Raw genomic sequence first — 17,938 nt, forward strand, 5'->3', positions numbered from 1 at the left:
GCGGGGCCCGAGTCGGGACACAGTTTCTGCATATCAATATCGATTCATGATCTGGATTGATTTGATTTTCGAGTGAGTTGGGAGTTTTGTTTGATCTATTTCACCAGCTAGCCCCTTAGATCTCGAATACCAAATGTTTACATTAAACTCCATGGGCAGGTTGGGTATTGGCGTAGGGTCCCATTGCACTCTTTCATAAACAACATGTCCATCAACGTGCCAACGTAGAATATTCTCGTGCCACTCGATCTCGTATTGATGAAACTCTTTTGAAGCATCGAATCCAAGATCAATCAGAACTGGCGTCCCTCTGTAGCCATACTCAAGCTTCGTACCTTCCAAGCCTGGATTGTAGAATACATTTACCAGCATCTTAGTCGTATCTTTACCGAGAAACTCAATATCTATTTCTTGGCGGGGACTGTTCCTATATAGAAACATTCCAGTAACAAGACCTCGGGCGTTCGTAGGTTTAAGTGTTGCAACGAACTTGCCGAACAGAAGTTTCTGTTGAGTGACAATTGCCGCTGATGTAAACAAGCGTACGGCAGTAGTCTGCTCACGAAGCGTTAACTGAGTGACATCCTGACTATCTATTTCGACATTATCCGGCGTGAATATGGACAAGTTGTCAGGAAATGTATCATCGCGAAGTTTCCATTGAGGGTCATCAAGGCTGTTTCGACCAGACCACGCCGCAACAATCTTTGTTCTTGATTTAACATTTCCATCTGCCTTGGCAATTGTAATGCCTCTCCACCCATTCGACGATATTATCCAAGGCGAAGTATCAAACCTAAGTTGCTTATATGTAGTAAGCCTGTTGTTTGAATCACCCCTCTTTATGGTGACTTGCCGGTCAATATCATCGCATGTGGGATATGAAGATGCAGGATATTCACATTTGAGAAATCTACTTAGTACGGCCCATTTATCTTGATGTTCTTTGGAAAGAAATAGCACATTTTCTTGACGGGCCATTGTAGCCCGTCCAACATCAAGTGTAGTAAAGATGAACCTTGCATCCGGATACAGCTTAACAATATCCCTAATTGACCAATTGCGAAGTGACCCGACATTCACATATGCATTAAAACGGCGTCCGTGTCTTCTTGTAACGAGATCATACTGCTCTTGCTCCGGCAATTCTGTAACATCACTGCAACATGTATAACCTAGGATTGAAAGCGCCATAGCTAATCCGGTCAATCCGGAACTTGGGCTACCAAAAGCAAATATTGGGCCAAGAAGTTTATGCTTTGTGGCAATTAGCGGTTTCTCGTGTGTGTACACTCCTATTTGAGATAATACTGGCATTATAGAGTAAGAATTAGTAGAAGGAACGTCCACACGCTGTTCGATAATAGGTCGTCTTGTAAGGAAAACGTCGAGCCCTTCAAATTGTAGATTTAACCAAAGATCAACAGGACCGTATACCGGTAGCATTTTGAGCAGTGCTTGGGCTCCTTTTAGAGAAAGAACATATCCTGACGCTTGCCATATTCCACAATCTGGTTTTCGAACTAATCCTGCTTGCGATTTCTTGGTCTTTGAGCTAATGCCCACTTCTTGAAAAGATAAAAAAAGTATATCAAAAGCCGAGCCTTCTGAACCATGATCTATGATACTACGCCATGCTACGTCCATATCTCGGGCAAAGCCATACTGAAAGTAGACGTCGTCCTCCAAAATAAGAGTATATGGAACATTACTAGCAGCTACCGACTTCCAAACTTCAATATGGGATAGCGCCACAGCAATTTCTTGAGGCGTCATTTCTATGCGAAGCGCCTTGGCGTAAGCGTCATTTTTCACAAGTCGATTTGGCTCAACTCTCAGTTGGTCTGCTAATGAAAAGAATGGACGTAACATGCTATTGTCAATTTTGCCATCAAAATACCGCGCATCAATAGCTGAAAATCTTCTGCTGATACTCAATAACGATGCCCCTGACCGACTCCTAATTCTCTTGAGCTCACGACTAACTTGTCGCCATCGATCCGGTTTTCGATCAAGACTGATTATATAGATTCTTTGGATTGCATCGCCTGCTTCGCTACTGGTAAAGGAATTAGATTTGGTCTTTACGTCTAGTAATCTTGCCTGGGTTATCAATCTATATAGTAACCTTTTAGAGAACCCAGAATGCATTTTCCTATTCATAAGATAGAGCAAGTCCCAACTCTATATGTCAGAATTCTATATGTCGTTACCATCCCAGATCCTCCAATTCCGCTTATCTTTTCGATATTCTAATGGCCATTGTGGCAGGGATACGTCATCCCAATTAGCAACAAAAAGAAAATCTTGTACCTTACCAGCGTATTGAAATTCAAGAGCGTGCCGAACCAAACTAGCCGTCAAATTACCCGGTCCAGTTGTCGATTGAATATCTCTAACATTCTTTGTAGAAGCCAAAAGAATCTTTGTAGAACGTTCCAGTGCCATACGAATCAGCGGATGACTTGGAGGCGCAATAATGGGATCATTATTAACGTAATATACTAAATGATTAGAGTAGTTGTGGGTGGAAACGCAATCTGTTGCACTAACCATTAAATCCGTTGTTGTGTCGTAACATAGTGGTTGGATTTTAAGCCTTCCGTCATTAAACCACGCCTTAATGTCAACACCTTCATATACATCGTCAGCATCAACATAGAATCCACCTCTTTTATAAATGTAGCAGAGGCGAAAATAGTCAGATCTCATGGCTGGATGTTTGCAGCGTTCAAAGGCATCTAAGTAACGGCGATTGAAATTGCTCACAATAAAGTCCTCGGCGCTGTCATCGTCGAAAAGGAGCCTATCGAAACCATATTCATCGAATGGTTGCCAACTGTCTATGCATTTTTGAACATCTGTAGGTACAGCCTTTGCATCGTCCCAAAACTGAATTAATACACGAGGAATTATCGATGTAGTATCTTGGAAAATCTCATTTACAGAGTTGTGGATTAAGTGCCATATGCAGCGTGATCTCAAATCATCGTCTTCTGAAATATCAAGGGGAGAGAACCCATTTATAGAAATACCAGAGTCGGATTCCGATACCTTGCGGTTACTATCAACTTGAGCAAATAATGCCTCATCAAAGCAATAATCTTCATTCATATTACTATCCTTGGTTCGCTAATCTGCCCGTAGTACGATCCCGTTGTCGCCTTGCGGAAGGTTTCCGTATTGACAGTTCTGACGGATTGTTGATCATCAGCACTGGCAGTCGTGGCCGTTTCTGTGCCACCTGGTGACACAGTTTTCTCCGCTCTCTGCATTTGCAGGGTGATGCTGACATAGTTGAACTCGTCGATTGCCTTGGCGAAGCTTTTCCCATTCTTACGGAAGGAGACGCTCGCGAATCTATTCTGCATGTCCCTCAGGAACTCAAGGTAGTCCTCTGCACTGTCTCCATATCTCTTGATATCCCAGTCACCGCGTTTCACGATGTCGAGTTTCTCGTAGCTCTTCCTCGGCTTCAGTCCTCGTATGTAGGCATCCCACATGACGAAGAGGTCTCTGTTTCTCAAGTGCATCATCTTCGGCGCGCCCGTGTACTGGATCCCCTTGATCTGTGACAGCGTGTTGTAGATAGCGGAAATGTCCTCGCGCAAGCTGTCAAAATCGGCAGTTCGGATGTCCTTGCCGTCAAGGTGTTGGAAGTTCACCTCAAGCGACTTGACGGTGGCGTCGAAGGCAACCAGATCGAAACTCGTCACTGCGTATCTGAAACTGGCGAAGTTCCACGTGGCCAGAAGCAGCAAATACGCCTCTTTCGTGAATCCCCGATCGAGAAGATTTGCTGCGATATCGTAGAAGCTTCCGCGGCTTTCTTCCGCCTTGTATCTCAGAACAGCATCTCGAAACATCTCGTCGGTTATCATGGTCGTCTCCTTTGACTACACACGTCAGCTCGACTCCATTTGCTTATCGTGCCATCGCACCTGCGCTACGGCGTTCTACTTCTTCTCCTGTCCGAATCCCCTGGAAGTCGCACTGTACGTTTCGATCTGCATCTCGCAAGTCTCATCAAGAGGCCCTGAGAGCCGGTAGTAGCCAGGATTCTTGTTCTCCCGGAAATTGTATACACGATACAAGCGGTAGCGGCTGCCCTTCTTGTGTGAAACATCCAGTTCATTTCTGCTGACGAAGAAGAGACGGTCGGCATTTCCCGTAGTTGTCTTCACCTCAATGAACAGTTCGTCTCCTTCTTCGTCAAACGACGAGATATCGTAGCCTCTGCTGTCGTCCTCAAGGGAGACCATCTTCACCTTGTCCACGAGGTCTGTGCGTCCCAAATCCTCAAGCCGCTCCTTCTCCCAAAGCATGACGAGTTCCTCGCCAGCCTTCCCAAGCGCACGGTTGTTTGCGTCCCTCCGTGCGAAATCGACCTTCAGACGCCGGTTATCGCTCCTGCCAGAACTCGGTAATCTTGATGGCATCGGCGGCGGTGTCTCTGCTTCCTTCCACGGCCTAGTACTAGCCGGAGGGACTGGCGGCGTCGGAGTATCCAGAAACAGCATCACTTCGCTGGCTAGGAGCTTCTGGTAGTTGCCACGCGGCTTGTACCCGTGGATATAGCTCCTGCCCATCTCCGCCAGTACTGCGCTGATATTCTGGTGTTTGAACTCTATCGAGCCATCGCTTCGATTGCTGAGCTTGGCCTTCAAGAGCCTCCGGTGCTCGGTCTTGTCGTATGGATCGCCGTCGGTTTCCGCTTCAAACATGGCGAAGTAATCCTCGACGATTAGCTCAACCTCCTCTGCGCTCCAGTCTCTTCCGGTCGGACCGCCTGAAGCCTCCTCCAACAATCCCAGGAGAAGGTCCCCGTCAGCATCATTCTGAAATCGTGTCAGGCCGGTGCGCAGGAATCCTTTGTAAGTGCCCTTGTCCTCAGGGGTCTGATAGAAATCCACCTTCCCTTTGAGCCGCGCCATCGGCACGGCAGTGTCCAGATCCAGCAGAACCGCCGGCTCTACTTCCAAACGGACAGGGTAGATGCCAACGCCCCAGATCGGACGTTCGTCGGCACTTGGTCCGATGACTCTCATCGCTCCGATCCATTTCTGGACCACCGTGACGTAGCATATGAGAATGTCGCCAGGAGCAACCTTCTGGATCGTCTTCGCATGATGCTCGGACCAACCGGATGTACGAGCTCCGGCATCCAAGAACTGCTTCAGACTCTCAGTGGTGAAGAGATCTATCCAATAATGCACTGTCCCCTCCCTGTCATGCTTCTCCGTTGCTTCCATGCCCCTTACAGTTCTGGGCCGTGTTCCTGCTCTTGCCCTGGAGACCAAGGCAGGAACCGTTGTATTCTCTCGGATTTCCACAGCATGATGTGGTAATGACTACTGGTTCACCGACGTACGTTCTGCGACGATATCTTGCACGACCTTCTTGCACGCCTCCAGGGTGGTGGTGCTCATCCCAGTGCGGTGTCCCACGATGACGCTAATCAGGTCCTTGCCGTGCACAACACGAACGGGAACGGTAGCGTTGACGCGGCGGAGCTCAAGTCCGTCGGGGACCTTTGCTGCGGCTGGGAATGCCAGGATGGGCTCGACGAACACGCGACTCTCCTGCAGACGCTCGGACAGTGCGACTTTGAGTTGCCACGATGCACCACTAGCCTGTCGTTCATAGTCCTTCTTGGGTTCGTCGAGGCCCCGGATCTTGAGGCGCCCGTTCTCCATCTCAACAGTGCCACGATTGGACTTGGTCTCGATGACGAAGATGCCCGTTGGCCCTACCACGACGTGATCTAAATCGCCATAGCCCAGGTAGACATTCCGGAAGACAGAGTACTTCGATTCGTCAAGTCCCTTGAGCACTGCATCCACTGCGTCCTCAGCTGCACGCTCGCGCCGGTTCGTAGCAATCTGCTCATTGTAGGTTTTGACGACGGGCAGCAGTATGCGCGGGATGCCGAGAACCAGCACGAGCACGTAGATGCCGAGGAATCCTACTCCGACCCAGCCGAGGTAGGAACTCCGTTGGAACCATAGGTCATAGAGATGCCAGCCGCCGGCAACAACGACACCGAGAAACGCGATCCCGGCACACATTGAGAACGACCGCGTGAGGTTGACCCTGTCGAGCGCATCGGTGAGACCCTCATACTGAACATCCAACAAGCTTGATGAAACGTTCCCTCTATGCATCGCTCAACCTCCTTCGTTCGCCATTCCTACTATCGCCTTCGCCCCGCCATGCAAGAAAGGCAGGAGCGAACGCAGATCCTGCTCTGGTCTCATCAACCGTCCCGGGTATCCAAATATTATCCTTCGTCGCTGTCTTCACGTGGTCTGGTCCCGACGAAGACGTTCTCCTGTACGACTGTCTGTCAATGCCAGAACACAAGCAAGGATTGATCCTTTCTTCATCAGTTCACATTAGAGCAAAGTCTCGATCTGTCGGACCATATCATCAAGCGTACGACTGACATGGCCCTGAGCAGCAGCAAGTTCGAGGATTTGTCTGATGACCGACGAATTCTTGATAGCGTGTTCCTTCTTGGTTATCCCCAGTTCGGTCATGGCCTCTGAGAGACAACCCTCGAAAACCTCTGAAGTCAGCTCCTCTTCCAATGTTGCCTCAAGATCGTTCTTGAAGCATCCATATCGGTCACCAATGGTGGTTGGGGGCCAATCGGCTGTATCTCCCTGCACAAGCTTCAGCAAATACTGGTTGATTCGAGGGTCTGCCTTCTTGTCTAGAGCTCGATGACATGTGGGGCACACGCCGTCTGTCGGACCCAAGTGTGAGTCCCCATCCCAGATGACGTACGTCGGAATACCAAGGTCCTGGAAAACAGCCCAGGGGCGTGCCAAGTTGTTCTTGCCGTTACATGGTATCACCGCTATGCCCTGCCCCTGAAGGTCTACCTCGAGGCGCTTTGCGGTGGTGAGTATCGCGGCGCGATCGTCTTCCCCCTCCACCAGCACCACCAATCCGGCAAAGAAGCCCTCGTTCATCCACGGATTCATGAGAGTTTCCAGCTTCGAACACAGTTCTTTCTCGGTACATGCGTATGCGGACCCGAGCTTTGACAGGACGGAGGCGACAGAAGATTGGACAATGGATGTTTGTTTGGGTACACTTGAGTTCTGCCCCGGGACCCTGCGTACGAGGCGCACGCTGCTGAACTCACCCATACGTACGAACAAAGGAGAGTGCGTGCTGTAACAGACCTGGGTGTCATTGGACACGCCAGGAATACCAGCGCCAGCCAGCCGTGAGAAAACTTCTGCCAAGTAGCGCTGACGGTCTGGATGCTGGTACAACTCTGGCTCCTCCATGACAATCATGTAGCTTGGCAGACTGGCGGCACCTGCTGCAAGAGGACTGCTCCCGTCTGCTATCTTGCGTGATCCGTTGCCAGCAGCCAATTGCTCCATGAGGCTAATCACACAAGCTCTCTGCAGGCCGTTGCCAGCGTGTGTGACTGGCGCCCTATACCCACCCTCAACGAGGAAAGCCAGCGCGGTTGGAGGTTTGATCTCCACGGGCTGTGACGTGTCCCATTCGAGTTCAACGGAGGAGCCTGGAGCAAGCTTGTCCAGATAGCCAGTGATGCCAAGCGCCAGCACCCCCAAGTCGCTAGCGTGGTGAGACACCAAGTCAGAGAAACCTTGTTTCATCTGTTCACTGAACTCAGAGAAGTCAGATGCCCCCGCGAGAGCCTTACGAGCAGACATGTCAACCAGCTGAGTTAGGGGCGAACTCCTGCCTTCCTGTGCATCCTGCGCAGCGTTCTGGATAGCAGGAATGTAGAGAACTCGCCAGTGGTCCTTCAAATAGCCATTCCCGACGCCCTTCCATCCAAAAAACTCGCCATTGTCCGCACGGTAGGGACACCTCTCCGAGTGTTTCAGGACCCATTCCGAGAGATATTCATCTATGTCGTCGGCCTTCATCACACTGGGCATCTCTGAGTACTCGGGTTTCTTGCGCAGTTCGTTGTAAGCTGTCTTCTTCCCTGTGGCACCCCCCTCGGCATGCTCAATGCAATCAAATTCAGCGTTAGCACGACGAGTACCATGCGACTCTGGGCTAATCTTATCTCCCACATACGAAAAGAGCCTCTGTATGATGAGGTTTTCTCCGTCTAAATAGGGAGCGAATTGTGCCTTCTCGCCATCGTCCAAAAGTCCGAATGTCCCTGTCAGACCTATGGATTGTTCTATGTTCCTAGCATAGAAGTCCTCCCGACTAATGGGTAACGTTGGGTCCTGAAAAAGGCGAATCGCATTTAGGAACGCCGACTTTCCCGCACCGTTGGCACCGACCAATACGGTCAGGCTATCGAAGTCTAGAATAGCATCCAGTACGGATCGGTAATTCTGGACGTGAAGTGACTTAAGAATCATCTTCAACGCACCTTCGCGAAGTGGTATACAGTCTTGATGTGGCTACTGAAGTAGCCGCCATGAGATGCCGCCCTCAGCAACCCATCATAAATAGCGGCGGGCACGTGGTCATATCTGTAGACAGATGCATCCTTGAATCCGATGGTCAGTTGTTCAGTTTCAGAATCATACTCAACCCAGTCAAGATTGCTCGATTGAACTCGAACTCTCTCCGACATTATTCCTCCTCTGATACTCCCGAGAGCCTACTTCTTCCTCTGTTTCGTTTGTGCCAGCGCACTTGCAGCCGCCGACTTCGATTCTTTGCTCGTTCGACCGTCTCTAAGGACTTTCGATGCCGCTGATGCTGCAGCCGAAGATGTTGACTTCTTCGGCGCATGTGTCTGAGACAATGCACTGCCAGCAGCTGTCTTGGTCTTGTTGCCTGTCTCTTGACTTTGCAATGCCTTCGATGCACTGGATGCTGCCTTGCCCCCCGTAACCTTGTTCTTTGCCATGATGACTTCCCCTTTCTTGATTCGTGCTAGTAATTGGACCTCTGACACTCAGCCAGTACTCTGATGCCGTCCTGCATTGTCCATTCTGAAGATAGGGCCGATAGGCGCAGCTGGGCCCCGTTCACCATGCCGATGACCGCCTCGGCCTCATGCCATGGGACATCGACGTTGTGATGATCAAGAGTGTTGCGGAAGACGTCGTAGAGACCAGCCAGCAGGTTCCTACTGGCTTCACGTTCAACAGACCTCTCGACCATGTGTGGTGCCGCGCATCTGGGTAGTTGCTGTCAGCGGTCTTCTGTCCGTCGCATACAGAGTATAGGCGAGACAGTTGCCACACTTGTTGCATTCTCCTACGTTCAACGCTCAACCTCCTCCGCAAATCCCCTTATGAATCCTCTGATTCTATTCGTCGAAGAGCAAACCAGGCATGATTCCTGGTAGAAGTTGAACATGCCACATTCGTCAGAAGGCATCGTTTGCGTTCACAGGCAGCCCGGCAGCCTTCAACTCACGCAGCAATAGAAGTTTCCAACGCTCGTCTTCGGACCAAGGAATGAAAGTAACCCCAGAATAGTCCGAGGGTAGCTCTACTCCTTCTCCGTATAGAGCACAGACACGCGACCTGCCGAGCAGGCCGATGAAATACCCCAATTCGAAGATGACGTTTTGGCGGGCACGCGGTAGGAGGGTATCTGCCACCCGTCGCAGACGGCCCTCATCGTCGCCAGTCAGCAATACGACTGCGAACCCTACATCAGCATTCGACTCCACCTTCTCAATGATCGTCTGGCCTTTGTTCGGCTCGTCTTTGAGGATAGTAATAACCAAGCTCAGTTTCCTCAGGAATGCTTCAACACTCCCCAGTGCTCCAGTATCACGGCCATGGACCAAGAATACCTTTGTGGAAGAAGCCGGTTTGGAGGAAAACGCTTGAGCTGAGGCCGAAGCAGGATCAACCTCTTCTCGTATCAGTTCCAATCTTCCAATGATGGACTCCAGATGAGTCACCTTGTGCGTAATGTCCCTACGCTGATCATCAACCCGCCATTCGAACGAGGGTGACAGTGGAAAGACACCACCGTGCACGTGGGAGTATTCCTGCTGCAGTTCATCTGTCGTAAAACTTCGCCTGAGATACTGCGCGTTGAAATCATCCCAGACACAGTAGTCGTGCCGCACTTCGTCCAATTGCTGTTTGCTCTGAATGGGCTTGGCTAGTAGTTCCTTTCCCTTTGCGACAAGTTCTGTGAGCTTCGCTCTGGCTTCTACATGCGAAACCCTGAGATTGCAGTCTCCTTGTGGGCGTCCCTTGTCTGACTTCGTCGTCATTCAGTGCCCCCTATACGTGCAGGTGTATCGCTTGCCACAACACCACTCCTCGGCCCCACAGAATCCGTGTCAGAGGCTCTAAATCTGCTTGTCGCAGCTGCAACAGCGAGATAGTTCTCATCCAGTCGAGGTTGAAGAAGAATCAAAGCCGACAGGCGGCGAACCATCTCGGTGACGTACCGTGCTTCGTCAGTGGTCAGGTCACGGCCCAGAAGAGTCTTCTCGCGGTAACTCAACCACTTCTTGATGACCTGATAGCCACCGATGACGTAGTTCCAGACGTTGACCGGCACGTTCTGCCAGAACGCGAGGTCGTTGAGCCAGACGTCGCACGTCTGGCGACCCAAGACGGTCAACGCGTCATCGAGTGTCATGCCGGTCGCAACGGCGCCCGCTTCAATGGCCTCAAGTTCGGGAGCAGAGTAATCGCGCTTGGTCAGGCGACCCTTGCCAGGCATGGTGACGCCATCTTTTCCCCCGTGACCCCAGCCTGCGGTGATACCCAGATCACCAGCAACAGTATCCAGTACGTGCCCCGGGGACACTTGCAGCGTGCCCATACACCGTAGTTCGCGGCGGACAGTGCCGACGCTAACACCGTCGACCGGTGATTCAGTATCCAGTAGTGCAGCCACTATCTTGCCTAGTGCAGCTGAAGATTGCAGCAGTGCACGCGTTGCCGGCAACGGGATGCGTGGCCAGTCCTGGCGAATGCCATCAGCGTTCTCAGTCAGGTAGGCGGGTGAGTATCCGATGGCAAGGGCATGCATCCAGATGGCCCCGGCGGTGTCAACGTCTTTGTCCGGGTCAGTGATGCCCAGCGAAGCAAGATACAAACGAGCATACGTGGACACGTTGGCCGGGCGCTCTCTCTCGCCGAAGAGCTGCGGTATAGATCTCGCTTGAGATCGCAGGAAAAATGGAATGTGCTTAGCTTCGACTGCAAGCGTATGGTAGTCACACACCAACGATGAATAGTAGAATGGCGGGGAGTGGGGCGCCACAACGCTGGTCTCGCGCGTGACGAGATACCTGTTGTCAAAGACCCTTTGAGAAAGTAGTTCCGGGCTTGGTCGAGAGAAAAGGGGCTGCAATGATGCATCTAGGTATGCCACCCGGACGTCAAATGGTTTGAATGGATACCGTGTGAGATGACCCGGATCATACGTGACCTTTCCCTTGAGCGCGGTCCGCACAGAGACGTAGTGGTACTCGCCAGATGATTTCGTGAGACGACTATCCACTGCAGCCACCTGATCGTCGCTCAGTTCCTTGTTCAAGTAGGCTTGAAGCCCGGTCATCGTGGCTTCGGCACTAGAAAAGGCGAGCATTGAGTTCCCGCGGCGTTCGATAGGCCCGTTGATGGGATCCTGTGATGCCAGTTCGGCGATTGTGGGCCATGTCAGATATCGACGCGAGGCGTTTGATGGGCGGAACGAGAACTTGTTCCCGCGAGCTGGAGAAGCAATGGCATAGTGCGCGTCGAAGTCTGGGCTCTCTGTCGAGGCAACCAGGGCCCGCCTGCGATCCACGGCCTTTGCGTTGTCGATGTCGTCACGATAGGAAACCAATGCTTGGCTCCCCTTCCGTTTGCCGCTCTTGACCCACAGGGACGTTGCGACCCCTACCCTGATGCCCGAAGAGAAGCCCTTCACTGCGAAGATCGTTTCGCTCGTGCGACCATCGGGAGCGTATTCCGAAATCTTGCGATTACCATGCAGCTCATCGATCCAGAAGCTATCAAATGACTTGATCAGATGTTGGCGCAGAACAACGAACGATGGTTCCGTCAACCACGAGTGGTTCGAGATGAATGAGACGACTCCCCGGCCCGTTGCGTTTATTCGTCGCTCCGCGACCCCGAAGAAACGTACGTACAACTCATCAAGGTTGAACTTCATGATGCCCCAGCCGCCATCCTGCACGGCAGTATTGAGACCGTCCTTGTAGCAGTCGACCAGATCACCCTCTTCCTCTGCGTGGACGCCGGCAAAGGCGTTGTACGGTGGATTGCCCAGAACAACAAGAATCTGCTCCTCCTGCTTGATGTGTCGGGCTGCGTCACGCTCATCCGTCATCTCGGGGAACAGCAGTTCCTCTGGCGTCGGTTCATGAACGCCGGACGCAGTTGGTGTCCAGCCTGTCAGCGAGTTGGTCAGGTACACCCCGACGCGCTCCTCATTCTGCAACGGCGCACCCATCGAGGTGAGCAGCAGGCCCAGTTGCAAATGCGCGACAACAAAGGGTGCCGGCATGATCTCGAACCCATGGATACGCGTCATGGCAGCTGTCTTCACGTCCTGAGCGGACAGCGCATCCTCGCCCTCGCCCTTCAGCGTGCGCTGGATGCGACGCAGAACCTCCACCAGGTATGTGCCAGTACCGCAGCATGGGTCCAACACCACGACCCGGGGATCGGCCAATCCGCGCGGAATGTCCAGTTCTGTCCGCAGTACATGGTCAACCCGCTTCACCTGATAGCGAACGATCTCCTCGGGCGTGTACCACACACCCAGGTCCTTGCGAAGCACGGGGTCGAACTCCTCCAGGAAGGGCTCGTAGAAGTACTGCACCGCCTGTTCTTCTCTGAACGTCGCAAAGAACTGTGTGCGGTCGACCCGATTGAGGACACCCGCTGCCCATTCCAGCGGCTCCACCAGGTGCAGTGGCAGCAGCTTGCTGGGCTGAGAAACCTGCTCGAAGAGAGCGCGGATCATGGGAACATGCAGTGACCACTGGGCATCCTTCCAGTCGAAGTCCTCGTTGTCCCTGTGCGTTCGGCACCACAGTACCCACGCCGAGAACAGCCCATAGAAGAGCGTTTGAATCAGGGTCGACCGGAAGAAGTGATCACCCCTCTCTCCTTCAAACGTCAGCCCCAATGACGACTCCAGCGCCGTGCGCACTGCTGTCAGTGCCTGAAGGTCGGCGTGCTCGATACGTGCCCGAGCATCACGGGCGTACGAGGCGAGAAACCACGCCACCTGTTTTGGCGAAGCCAGTTCTGCCTTTGCCAGCATCACACGCAGCAGGTACTCCACGAACCGCTCGCCGAGCTCGTGTGCAGCCTTCTGCGGGTGGATAGTCAGGGTCCAGAACTCTGGTTCCGACGCAGCCAGTGTGAAGTGCTCCAGTACTTCGGGTGCACCTTGACCATTCCGCTGCACGAGCGCGAAGTCACGCAGGTTGGTCACCAAGACGAGTCCGTAGGTCTCGAGGTATTCACGCACTTGCACACTCATGGCCGTCATCGTGACATCGTCAGCCGGTGACTTGACCTCCAGTGCGCCGCGCTCGGGTGTCGGTCCGCTACCGTCCCAGCTGCTCACATCATGGCATTGCAACTGCTGGGTCGTGAAGAAGCCGCCATCTGGCATACCTGCGCCGATGTTCCGAAGCTGAGTCAAACAGCGAACAGCAGGCCTGAGTGATTTGCCGACATCATTGAGCAGATTGCTAAGCGCGGGGTAATACGAGGTCTCCCTGACGCCTGCCCCTGACCGGTGGATGTCGCCGATCTCGCGCAGATAGGTTTCTAGCGGACTTACCGGCATGGCAGCACCAGAACAGCGACGCGGACAGTGCTACCAGCACACACTTCACGAAGCAGAGTATGCACGATGAACCCTCGAGCTTTTGTCAATGCGTTTCACGTTATCGAAATTATACCACAAGAAAAGAGTTCTGGAGACACCGAGGAGCAGCAGGTAGTCTCCAGAGCACTGTACGATGATGTGTGCCCATAGACGGCAAGACCTCAGCACTCTGTGCCCGAGCGCGTCTCTGTCTGCGCATGCCCTTGAATCCGCAGACAAACGGACAGCAATGGTCGGTGAGCGACAGTCAACTTCTCGCTGTTGTCAGTCGCGTCAGCTGGTGCTGCCTGGTGGCGTCCTGCTGTCCCAGTTCCGGACGCTGACCTGCTGAGCGTCCGGAACCTCACGATCATTACTCCTTGTTCCTTGGCGCGATGAGGTACCTGAGAGCTCTCAGCTCCAGTTCTATAGCGCGCTCCATGACTTCATCCGTATCCGCACCCAGGCAGTTGCGTCGTGTCAGCTCCTTGGCTGCGATCTTGGCTAGGTATCTCAGATTCCTCTGGCTGGATAGGTTGCTGCATTCCTCGATGTAGTCAGGACAGTCCTCGTTGACAATAACTCTACCTCCTTCACCGAGTTGGCTATGTACAGTGGTACCAAGATGGCGCCAGTCAAGCATGAGCTGGGTATGATCTGATTTCGGTCGGGCCAATGCATCGGGTGGTCTTGGGGGAGGATTGGCGACTTTGTCCTGAGTCTCATCGCGCTTTTCGTGTGCTGTCCCCATATTCTCACCAGTTCCAGCAGTGCCACCAATGTTGTGTGATGCGTCTCGACTGCCCTCGAGTTCCAGATCATGCAGGGCGTGTCCCATGGCCTCCCGCAGCTTGCGCAACGCGTCCGATTGTTGTTCAGTGGAGTGCTTCTTGCGCGCATTTTCGACCTCGGCCGCCAGCTGCGTCTCGACAGACGCCACCGCATGCGCAAATGCCTCGAAAGCCTCGTCTCGCATGTAGTTGCTTCGAGTCGGGGCGACGGTCAAAAAAGATGCTTCAATGGAACCGTGCAGCACGCCCTCCGTCCATGGTGCATGCTGAAACTCGGGCAATCGTATGATTTCCTTCACGACACCTCGGCCCTTGCTCGTCACTGATACCCCGTCACCTGACTCAATGCCACTTGCAATTATGGAAAGCGACACGGTAGCCACTCCGAAACCGGGAACGTCCAGACTAGTGATACTGAAAGGAGTTCCTTCGATGGGCGGAGGGGTGACTCGCTGCCCTCCGACAAATACCATGATCGACCCATCCCGACGCAGCAGGTCCGCGAAATTCTTCGCCAGATACTGCTGGAGCGTCTTGGACGAAAACAACCGCATCGTGTCTCGCGATATGTCTCTCAATTCGGCATACGTGCCGTGGTCAAGGCCGAGCAGCTTCTCCTTGTCGGGCTCAAGTGCTGGCTCGATGCGGGCCGAGGCCTGCCCTCTTCCCATCGACAGCCGCCAGACCGCACTGCTCCCTTGTATCTTGGAGACAAACACGAGTTTCACCGCAAACGACTGGTATCCAAGGATGCCAATACCCATTTTTCCGATTACCTTGGCCGGGTCTATGTGCCTCTTTTGCAGCTCCTCCGAACTCGTCTTAATAGAGTTCGCCAGATTTCGCACGATGCGGACCATCTCCGACTCCGACATTCCACACCCGTCATCGACCACTGACACTGTGTTTACCTTTCCATTCTTGCACGCTATATGGATTGACTGTGCACCCGCGTCCATGCCATTGACGATGAACTCAGCCAGTGCGACTCGCGGATCCTCATACACATTTGCCAACAGTGTCATCACCTTCGCCTTGTCTGGAAAATCGAACGCAACTTCGCTCATGTTCGTCTACCCCCCTTCATTGGAAAATCCTGAAAAGCTTGCCACAACGTAAACTTCTGCTCGTCGAGTAATGCCCCGAGTAGCGTTGTAATATAGGCCACGTCCGCCTTGTTGATGCGTCTGCGAAACGCGTTCCGTCGACTCTCATCCGACGCCACGACTGCAAGGGTCGAGCTAAGATCGTACAGTTGCTGTAAGAACACTTCCAGCAGATGATCTGTTCCAGCAGGACTGTTCTCGGTTGCCTTGACTGCCTCTCCCAACAATGCAAGCTTCGCGTTGAGCTCGGCCGCAAGACTGCGTACTTCATCAATCAACATCTGCTCTGACCCCTTATCCGCGACTGTCCCTTTGGCCGCTACAGGTACAACATGCACGGATGGTCTGAAGGGCAGGCCATCCTCAGGCTCTGCTGGGATCGTTTCGGCCTGGATCAACATCATCAATTGGTCGCGGATTTCCTCATTCTTTGGAAGGACGCGCCCTGAAAACCAACCCCACGCCGTCTTGTATGGCACACCGAAGTACTCAGCGAGCTCCCGTGCTGTCCTTGGCGCCTTGCTCCGTGATTCCAAACTCTTCCTGATGTCATTCATGCTCCGTCACCTCATTGCCTTGCTGTCCATGATGCAGCTCATCCCACACTCCATTCCCAATTCGTACTAGTTCTTTCCCCTCGGCTTGCTTGAGCGCTGCGCGAACCGACGTTTCCTTTACACAGTATTTGTGCTCAACGAACAGAAACTCTCGAATCTCATTCAACGTTACTCCTCCCCCCTTGGTCCGAATCATGTGCACGACGACGTCTAGCGTACTACCGGCCGCCGGATATCCCCACTCACGCAGAGCATAAGTGCCTAGACCAGCCCACGTGAAACGGAGATCGCGTCCCAGGATGGACAACACTTGCCGAGTTTCTACGCTTGTCGCAAGTCCCTTCTCCTCAAGAGCTCTAGCGATATCACTGTAATGGCACGGTGAACCACAAGATCTCATGACTTGCCCAATCCGATCGGCCATGGTGGCATCGGGCAGGGCCGACAGCAATTCTGACACTGCGCCCGGAACGCAAGCAGAGGGAAGGTCCGAGTGAGACATGACAAACATCGTAGCTGCACCAATGGCGCTGTCACCTCGATATAGGCCCAGTTCGCGCAGGTAACCTAAGATGGCTGTGAGTTGGCCAAGGGTACCGCGAGCGTATTGTATCTTCCTTCGCCCAACCGAGTATGTGGCGAGAAGATGGCTTGATTTGAGGCTAGACATCAGAAATTGGGCGATGGCACTGACGTCAACTGTGTCTGCAGTGTCTCCCAAAGCCGATTGAATGGTGGGTGTAAGCGTCGCCGGGCTCACTACACAGAACTTCTGGAGCTGCTCCCAGAATCTCACGAAGCTTTCTTGCTCCTGCAGGTCCGCAAGGAGACGAGCATCGGCTCGGGTGGTAAGCTGCTGCACACGCTGATACGTAACGTCGGTCGCACGAGAGATGCTACGCATGTCTTTTCCCCATAGATATCGGAGTCGAAGATGCTCTTTGTCCTTCAGTGACAGCGATGGAGACTTGGCATCACGGAAGTCGCAGTACGTGGACAGCACTTGACTCAAGAGCAATTGCGGAACTACTCCTGGTCTCCAGGGCATTCCTCGGCGAGCTCCTGGCAGTGAACTGTTGGAGTCAATTAGGACAACTGCATGACTGTTGTCGCGCGCCTCCGTGGAAGATTCGAGCTCGGGGAACAGGACGTTATCGAATAAGGTTCGTAGTATGTGCATCACGGTCAAAACAAAGGAATCAACATAGGCGGTCGCGGGGTCATTTGTGCCGAGTCGCCGTGATACGATGTCGGTGACAGTCGCAACGCTCACAGGACAACGGCTCATGATCTCCACAAAGATATCCTTGAAGGCGGTACTTCCAGACAACACGTTGAAGAGATGGTGCACAGCTTCCGTCTCTAGCGGAGTCACGTTGCCGCTTGCATCGACAGCTACCTCACTGAACGTCGATTCACCAAAGAAAACGACCTCTAGCAGGGAATGGGTCTCCATTTCGCTCAGCACGCCGAGTCTTGATTGGGTACAATCGCCGTACGACTGCACCAAGATGCTCAGTTCGGTCCTCTCCGCGGAATCGAGTGCGCCCCCTTTACCCACGTTCGTCTCTCTAGTTTGCTCGATCACTTGCGCAGACTGAATCGGCCGCGTTTAGCTGGTCTAAATCTCCCCCGGGCTGTCCGCAGCGCACGTTCGACTTCGGCAAAGATGAGACTCAGTTCCTCGTCCGTATAGGCATACGTGTTC

At 52.9% G+C, this 17,938-nt stretch carries 13 protein-coding genes; all 13 read right to left on the reverse strand.

Annotated features, from left to right (window positions below; translation table 11 throughout):
- Positions 1–33 precede the first annotated feature (33 nt).
- Entirely contained in the window at positions 34–2,163 is a 2,130-nt protein-coding gene (locus SMC1_RS05420) for a family 16 glycosylhydrolase (RefSeq protein WP_165849249.1), read from the reverse strand.
- 36 nt (positions 2,164–2,199) lie between these two features.
- Positions 2,200–3,114 carry a glycosyltransferase family 32 protein gene (locus SMC1_RS05425; protein ID WP_119085773.1) on the reverse strand — a complete coding sequence of 305 codons (915 nt, stop codon included), beginning with the start codon at positions 3,112–3,114 and terminating at the stop codon, positions 2,200–2,202.
- The gene (locus SMC1_RS05430) at positions 3,111–3,881 is read right to left on the reverse strand and encodes a hypothetical protein (RefSeq protein WP_119085774.1); all 771 of its coding nucleotides are present in this window, start codon (positions 3,879–3,881) and stop codon (positions 3,111–3,113) included. The genes SMC1_RS05425 and SMC1_RS05430 overlap by 4 nt, the downstream gene beginning before the upstream one ends.
- 75 nt (positions 3,882–3,956) lie before the next feature.
- Positions 3,957–5,216, reverse strand: a complete 1,260-nt coding sequence (locus tag SMC1_RS05435; RefSeq protein ID WP_165849250.1) for a protein NO VEIN domain-containing protein — start codon at positions 5,214–5,216, stop codon at positions 3,957–3,959.
- 135 nt (positions 5,217–5,351) lie between these two features.
- Positions 5,352–6,164 carry a nuclease-related domain-containing protein gene (locus SMC1_RS05440; RefSeq protein ID WP_119085776.1) on the reverse strand — a complete coding sequence of 271 codons (813 nt, stop codon included), beginning with the start codon at positions 6,162–6,164 and terminating at the stop codon, positions 5,352–5,354.
- A gap of 231 nt (positions 6,165–6,395) precedes the next feature.
- Positions 6,396–8,372 carry an ATP-dependent nuclease gene (locus tag SMC1_RS05445; protein WP_119085777.1) on the reverse strand — a complete coding sequence of 659 codons (1,977 nt, stop codon included), beginning with the start codon at positions 8,370–8,372 and terminating at the stop codon, positions 6,396–6,398.
- A gap of 2 nt (positions 8,373–8,374) precedes the next feature.
- Complete coding sequence (locus SMC1_RS05450; RefSeq protein ID WP_119085778.1) at positions 8,375–8,590, reverse strand: KTSC domain-containing protein; 216 nt, start codon at positions 8,588–8,590, stop codon at positions 8,375–8,377.
- Positions 8,591–8,895: 305 nt separating this feature from the next.
- A complete protein-coding gene (locus SMC1_RS05460; protein ID WP_119085780.1) occupies positions 8,896–9,126 on the reverse strand; it encodes a hypothetical protein in 231 nt (76 codons plus the stop codon).
- 208 nt (positions 9,127–9,334) lie between these two features.
- Complete coding sequence (locus SMC1_RS05465) at positions 9,335–10,201, reverse strand: TIR domain-containing protein (protein ID WP_119085781.1); 867 nt, start codon at positions 10,199–10,201, stop codon at positions 9,335–9,337.
- A complete protein-coding gene (locus SMC1_RS05470; protein WP_119085782.1) occupies positions 10,198–13,755 on the reverse strand; it encodes a type ISP restriction/modification enzyme in 3,558 nt (1,185 codons plus the stop codon). The genes SMC1_RS05465 and SMC1_RS05470 overlap by 4 nt, the downstream gene beginning before the upstream one ends.
- Positions 13,756–14,149: 394 nt before the next feature.
- Positions 14,150–15,634: an ATP-binding protein gene (locus tag SMC1_RS05475; RefSeq protein WP_119085783.1), complete on the reverse strand. Its 1,485-nt coding sequence runs from the start codon at positions 15,632–15,634 to the stop codon at positions 14,150–14,152.
- Positions 15,631–16,230 (reverse strand): hypothetical protein, encoded by a 600-nt coding sequence (locus SMC1_RS05480; RefSeq protein WP_119085784.1) that lies wholly within the window; start codon positions 16,228–16,230, stop codon positions 15,631–15,633. The genes SMC1_RS05475 and SMC1_RS05480 overlap by 4 nt, the downstream gene beginning before the upstream one ends.
- The gene (locus tag SMC1_RS05485; RefSeq protein ID WP_119085785.1) at positions 16,223–17,791 is read right to left on the reverse strand and encodes a hypothetical protein; all 1,569 of its coding nucleotides are present in this window, start codon (positions 17,789–17,791) and stop codon (positions 16,223–16,225) included. Before SMC1_RS05485 ends, SMC1_RS05480 begins: the two co-directional genes overlap by 8 nt.
- Between the last annotated feature and the right edge of the window lie 147 nt (positions 17,792–17,938).

Origin of the sequence: Candidatus Cryosericum septentrionale, assembly GCF_003570995.1 — a bacterium.
Classification (GTDB): domain Bacteria; phylum Caldisericota; class Caldisericia; order Cryosericales; family Cryosericaceae; genus Cryosericum; species Cryosericum septentrionale.

Coding starts and splice junctions, on each gene's coding strand:
- SMC1_RS05420 (WP_165849249.1), bottom strand. CDS start 2,163: ATGAATAGGAAAATGCATTCTGGGTTCTCTAAAAGGTTACTATATAGA.
- SMC1_RS05425 (WP_119085773.1), bottom strand. CDS start 3,114: ATGAATGAAGATTATTGCTTTGATGAGGCATTATTTGCTCAAGTTGAT.
- SMC1_RS05430 (WP_119085774.1), bottom strand. CDS start 3,881: ATGATAACCGACGAGATGTTTCGAGATGCTGTTCTGAGATACAAGGCG.
- SMC1_RS05440 (WP_119085776.1), bottom strand. CDS start 6,164: ATGCATAGAGGGAACGTTTCATCAAGCTTGTTGGATGTTCAGTATGAG.
- SMC1_RS05445 (WP_119085777.1), bottom strand. CDS start 8,372: ATGATTCTTAAGTCACTTCACGTCCAGAATTACCGATCCGTACTGGAT.
- SMC1_RS05450 (WP_119085778.1), bottom strand. CDS start 8,590: ATGTCGGAGAGAGTTCGAGTTCAATCGAGCAATCTTGACTGGGTTGAG.
- SMC1_RS05460 (WP_119085780.1), bottom strand. CDS start 9,126: ATGGTCGAGAGGTCTGTTGAACGTGAAGCCAGTAGGAACCTGCTGGCT.
- SMC1_RS05465 (WP_119085781.1), bottom strand. CDS start 10,201: ATGACGACGAAGTCAGACAAGGGACGCCCACAAGGAGACTGCAATCTC.
- SMC1_RS05470 (WP_119085782.1), bottom strand. CDS start 13,755: ATGCCGGTAAGTCCGCTAGAAACCTATCTGCGCGAGATCGGCGACATC.
- SMC1_RS05475 (WP_119085783.1), bottom strand. CDS start 15,634: ATGAGCGAAGTTGCGTTCGATTTTCCAGACAAGGCGAAGGTGATGACA.
- SMC1_RS05480 (WP_119085784.1), bottom strand. CDS start 16,230: ATGAATGACATCAGGAAGAGTTTGGAATCACGGAGCAAGGCGCCAAGG.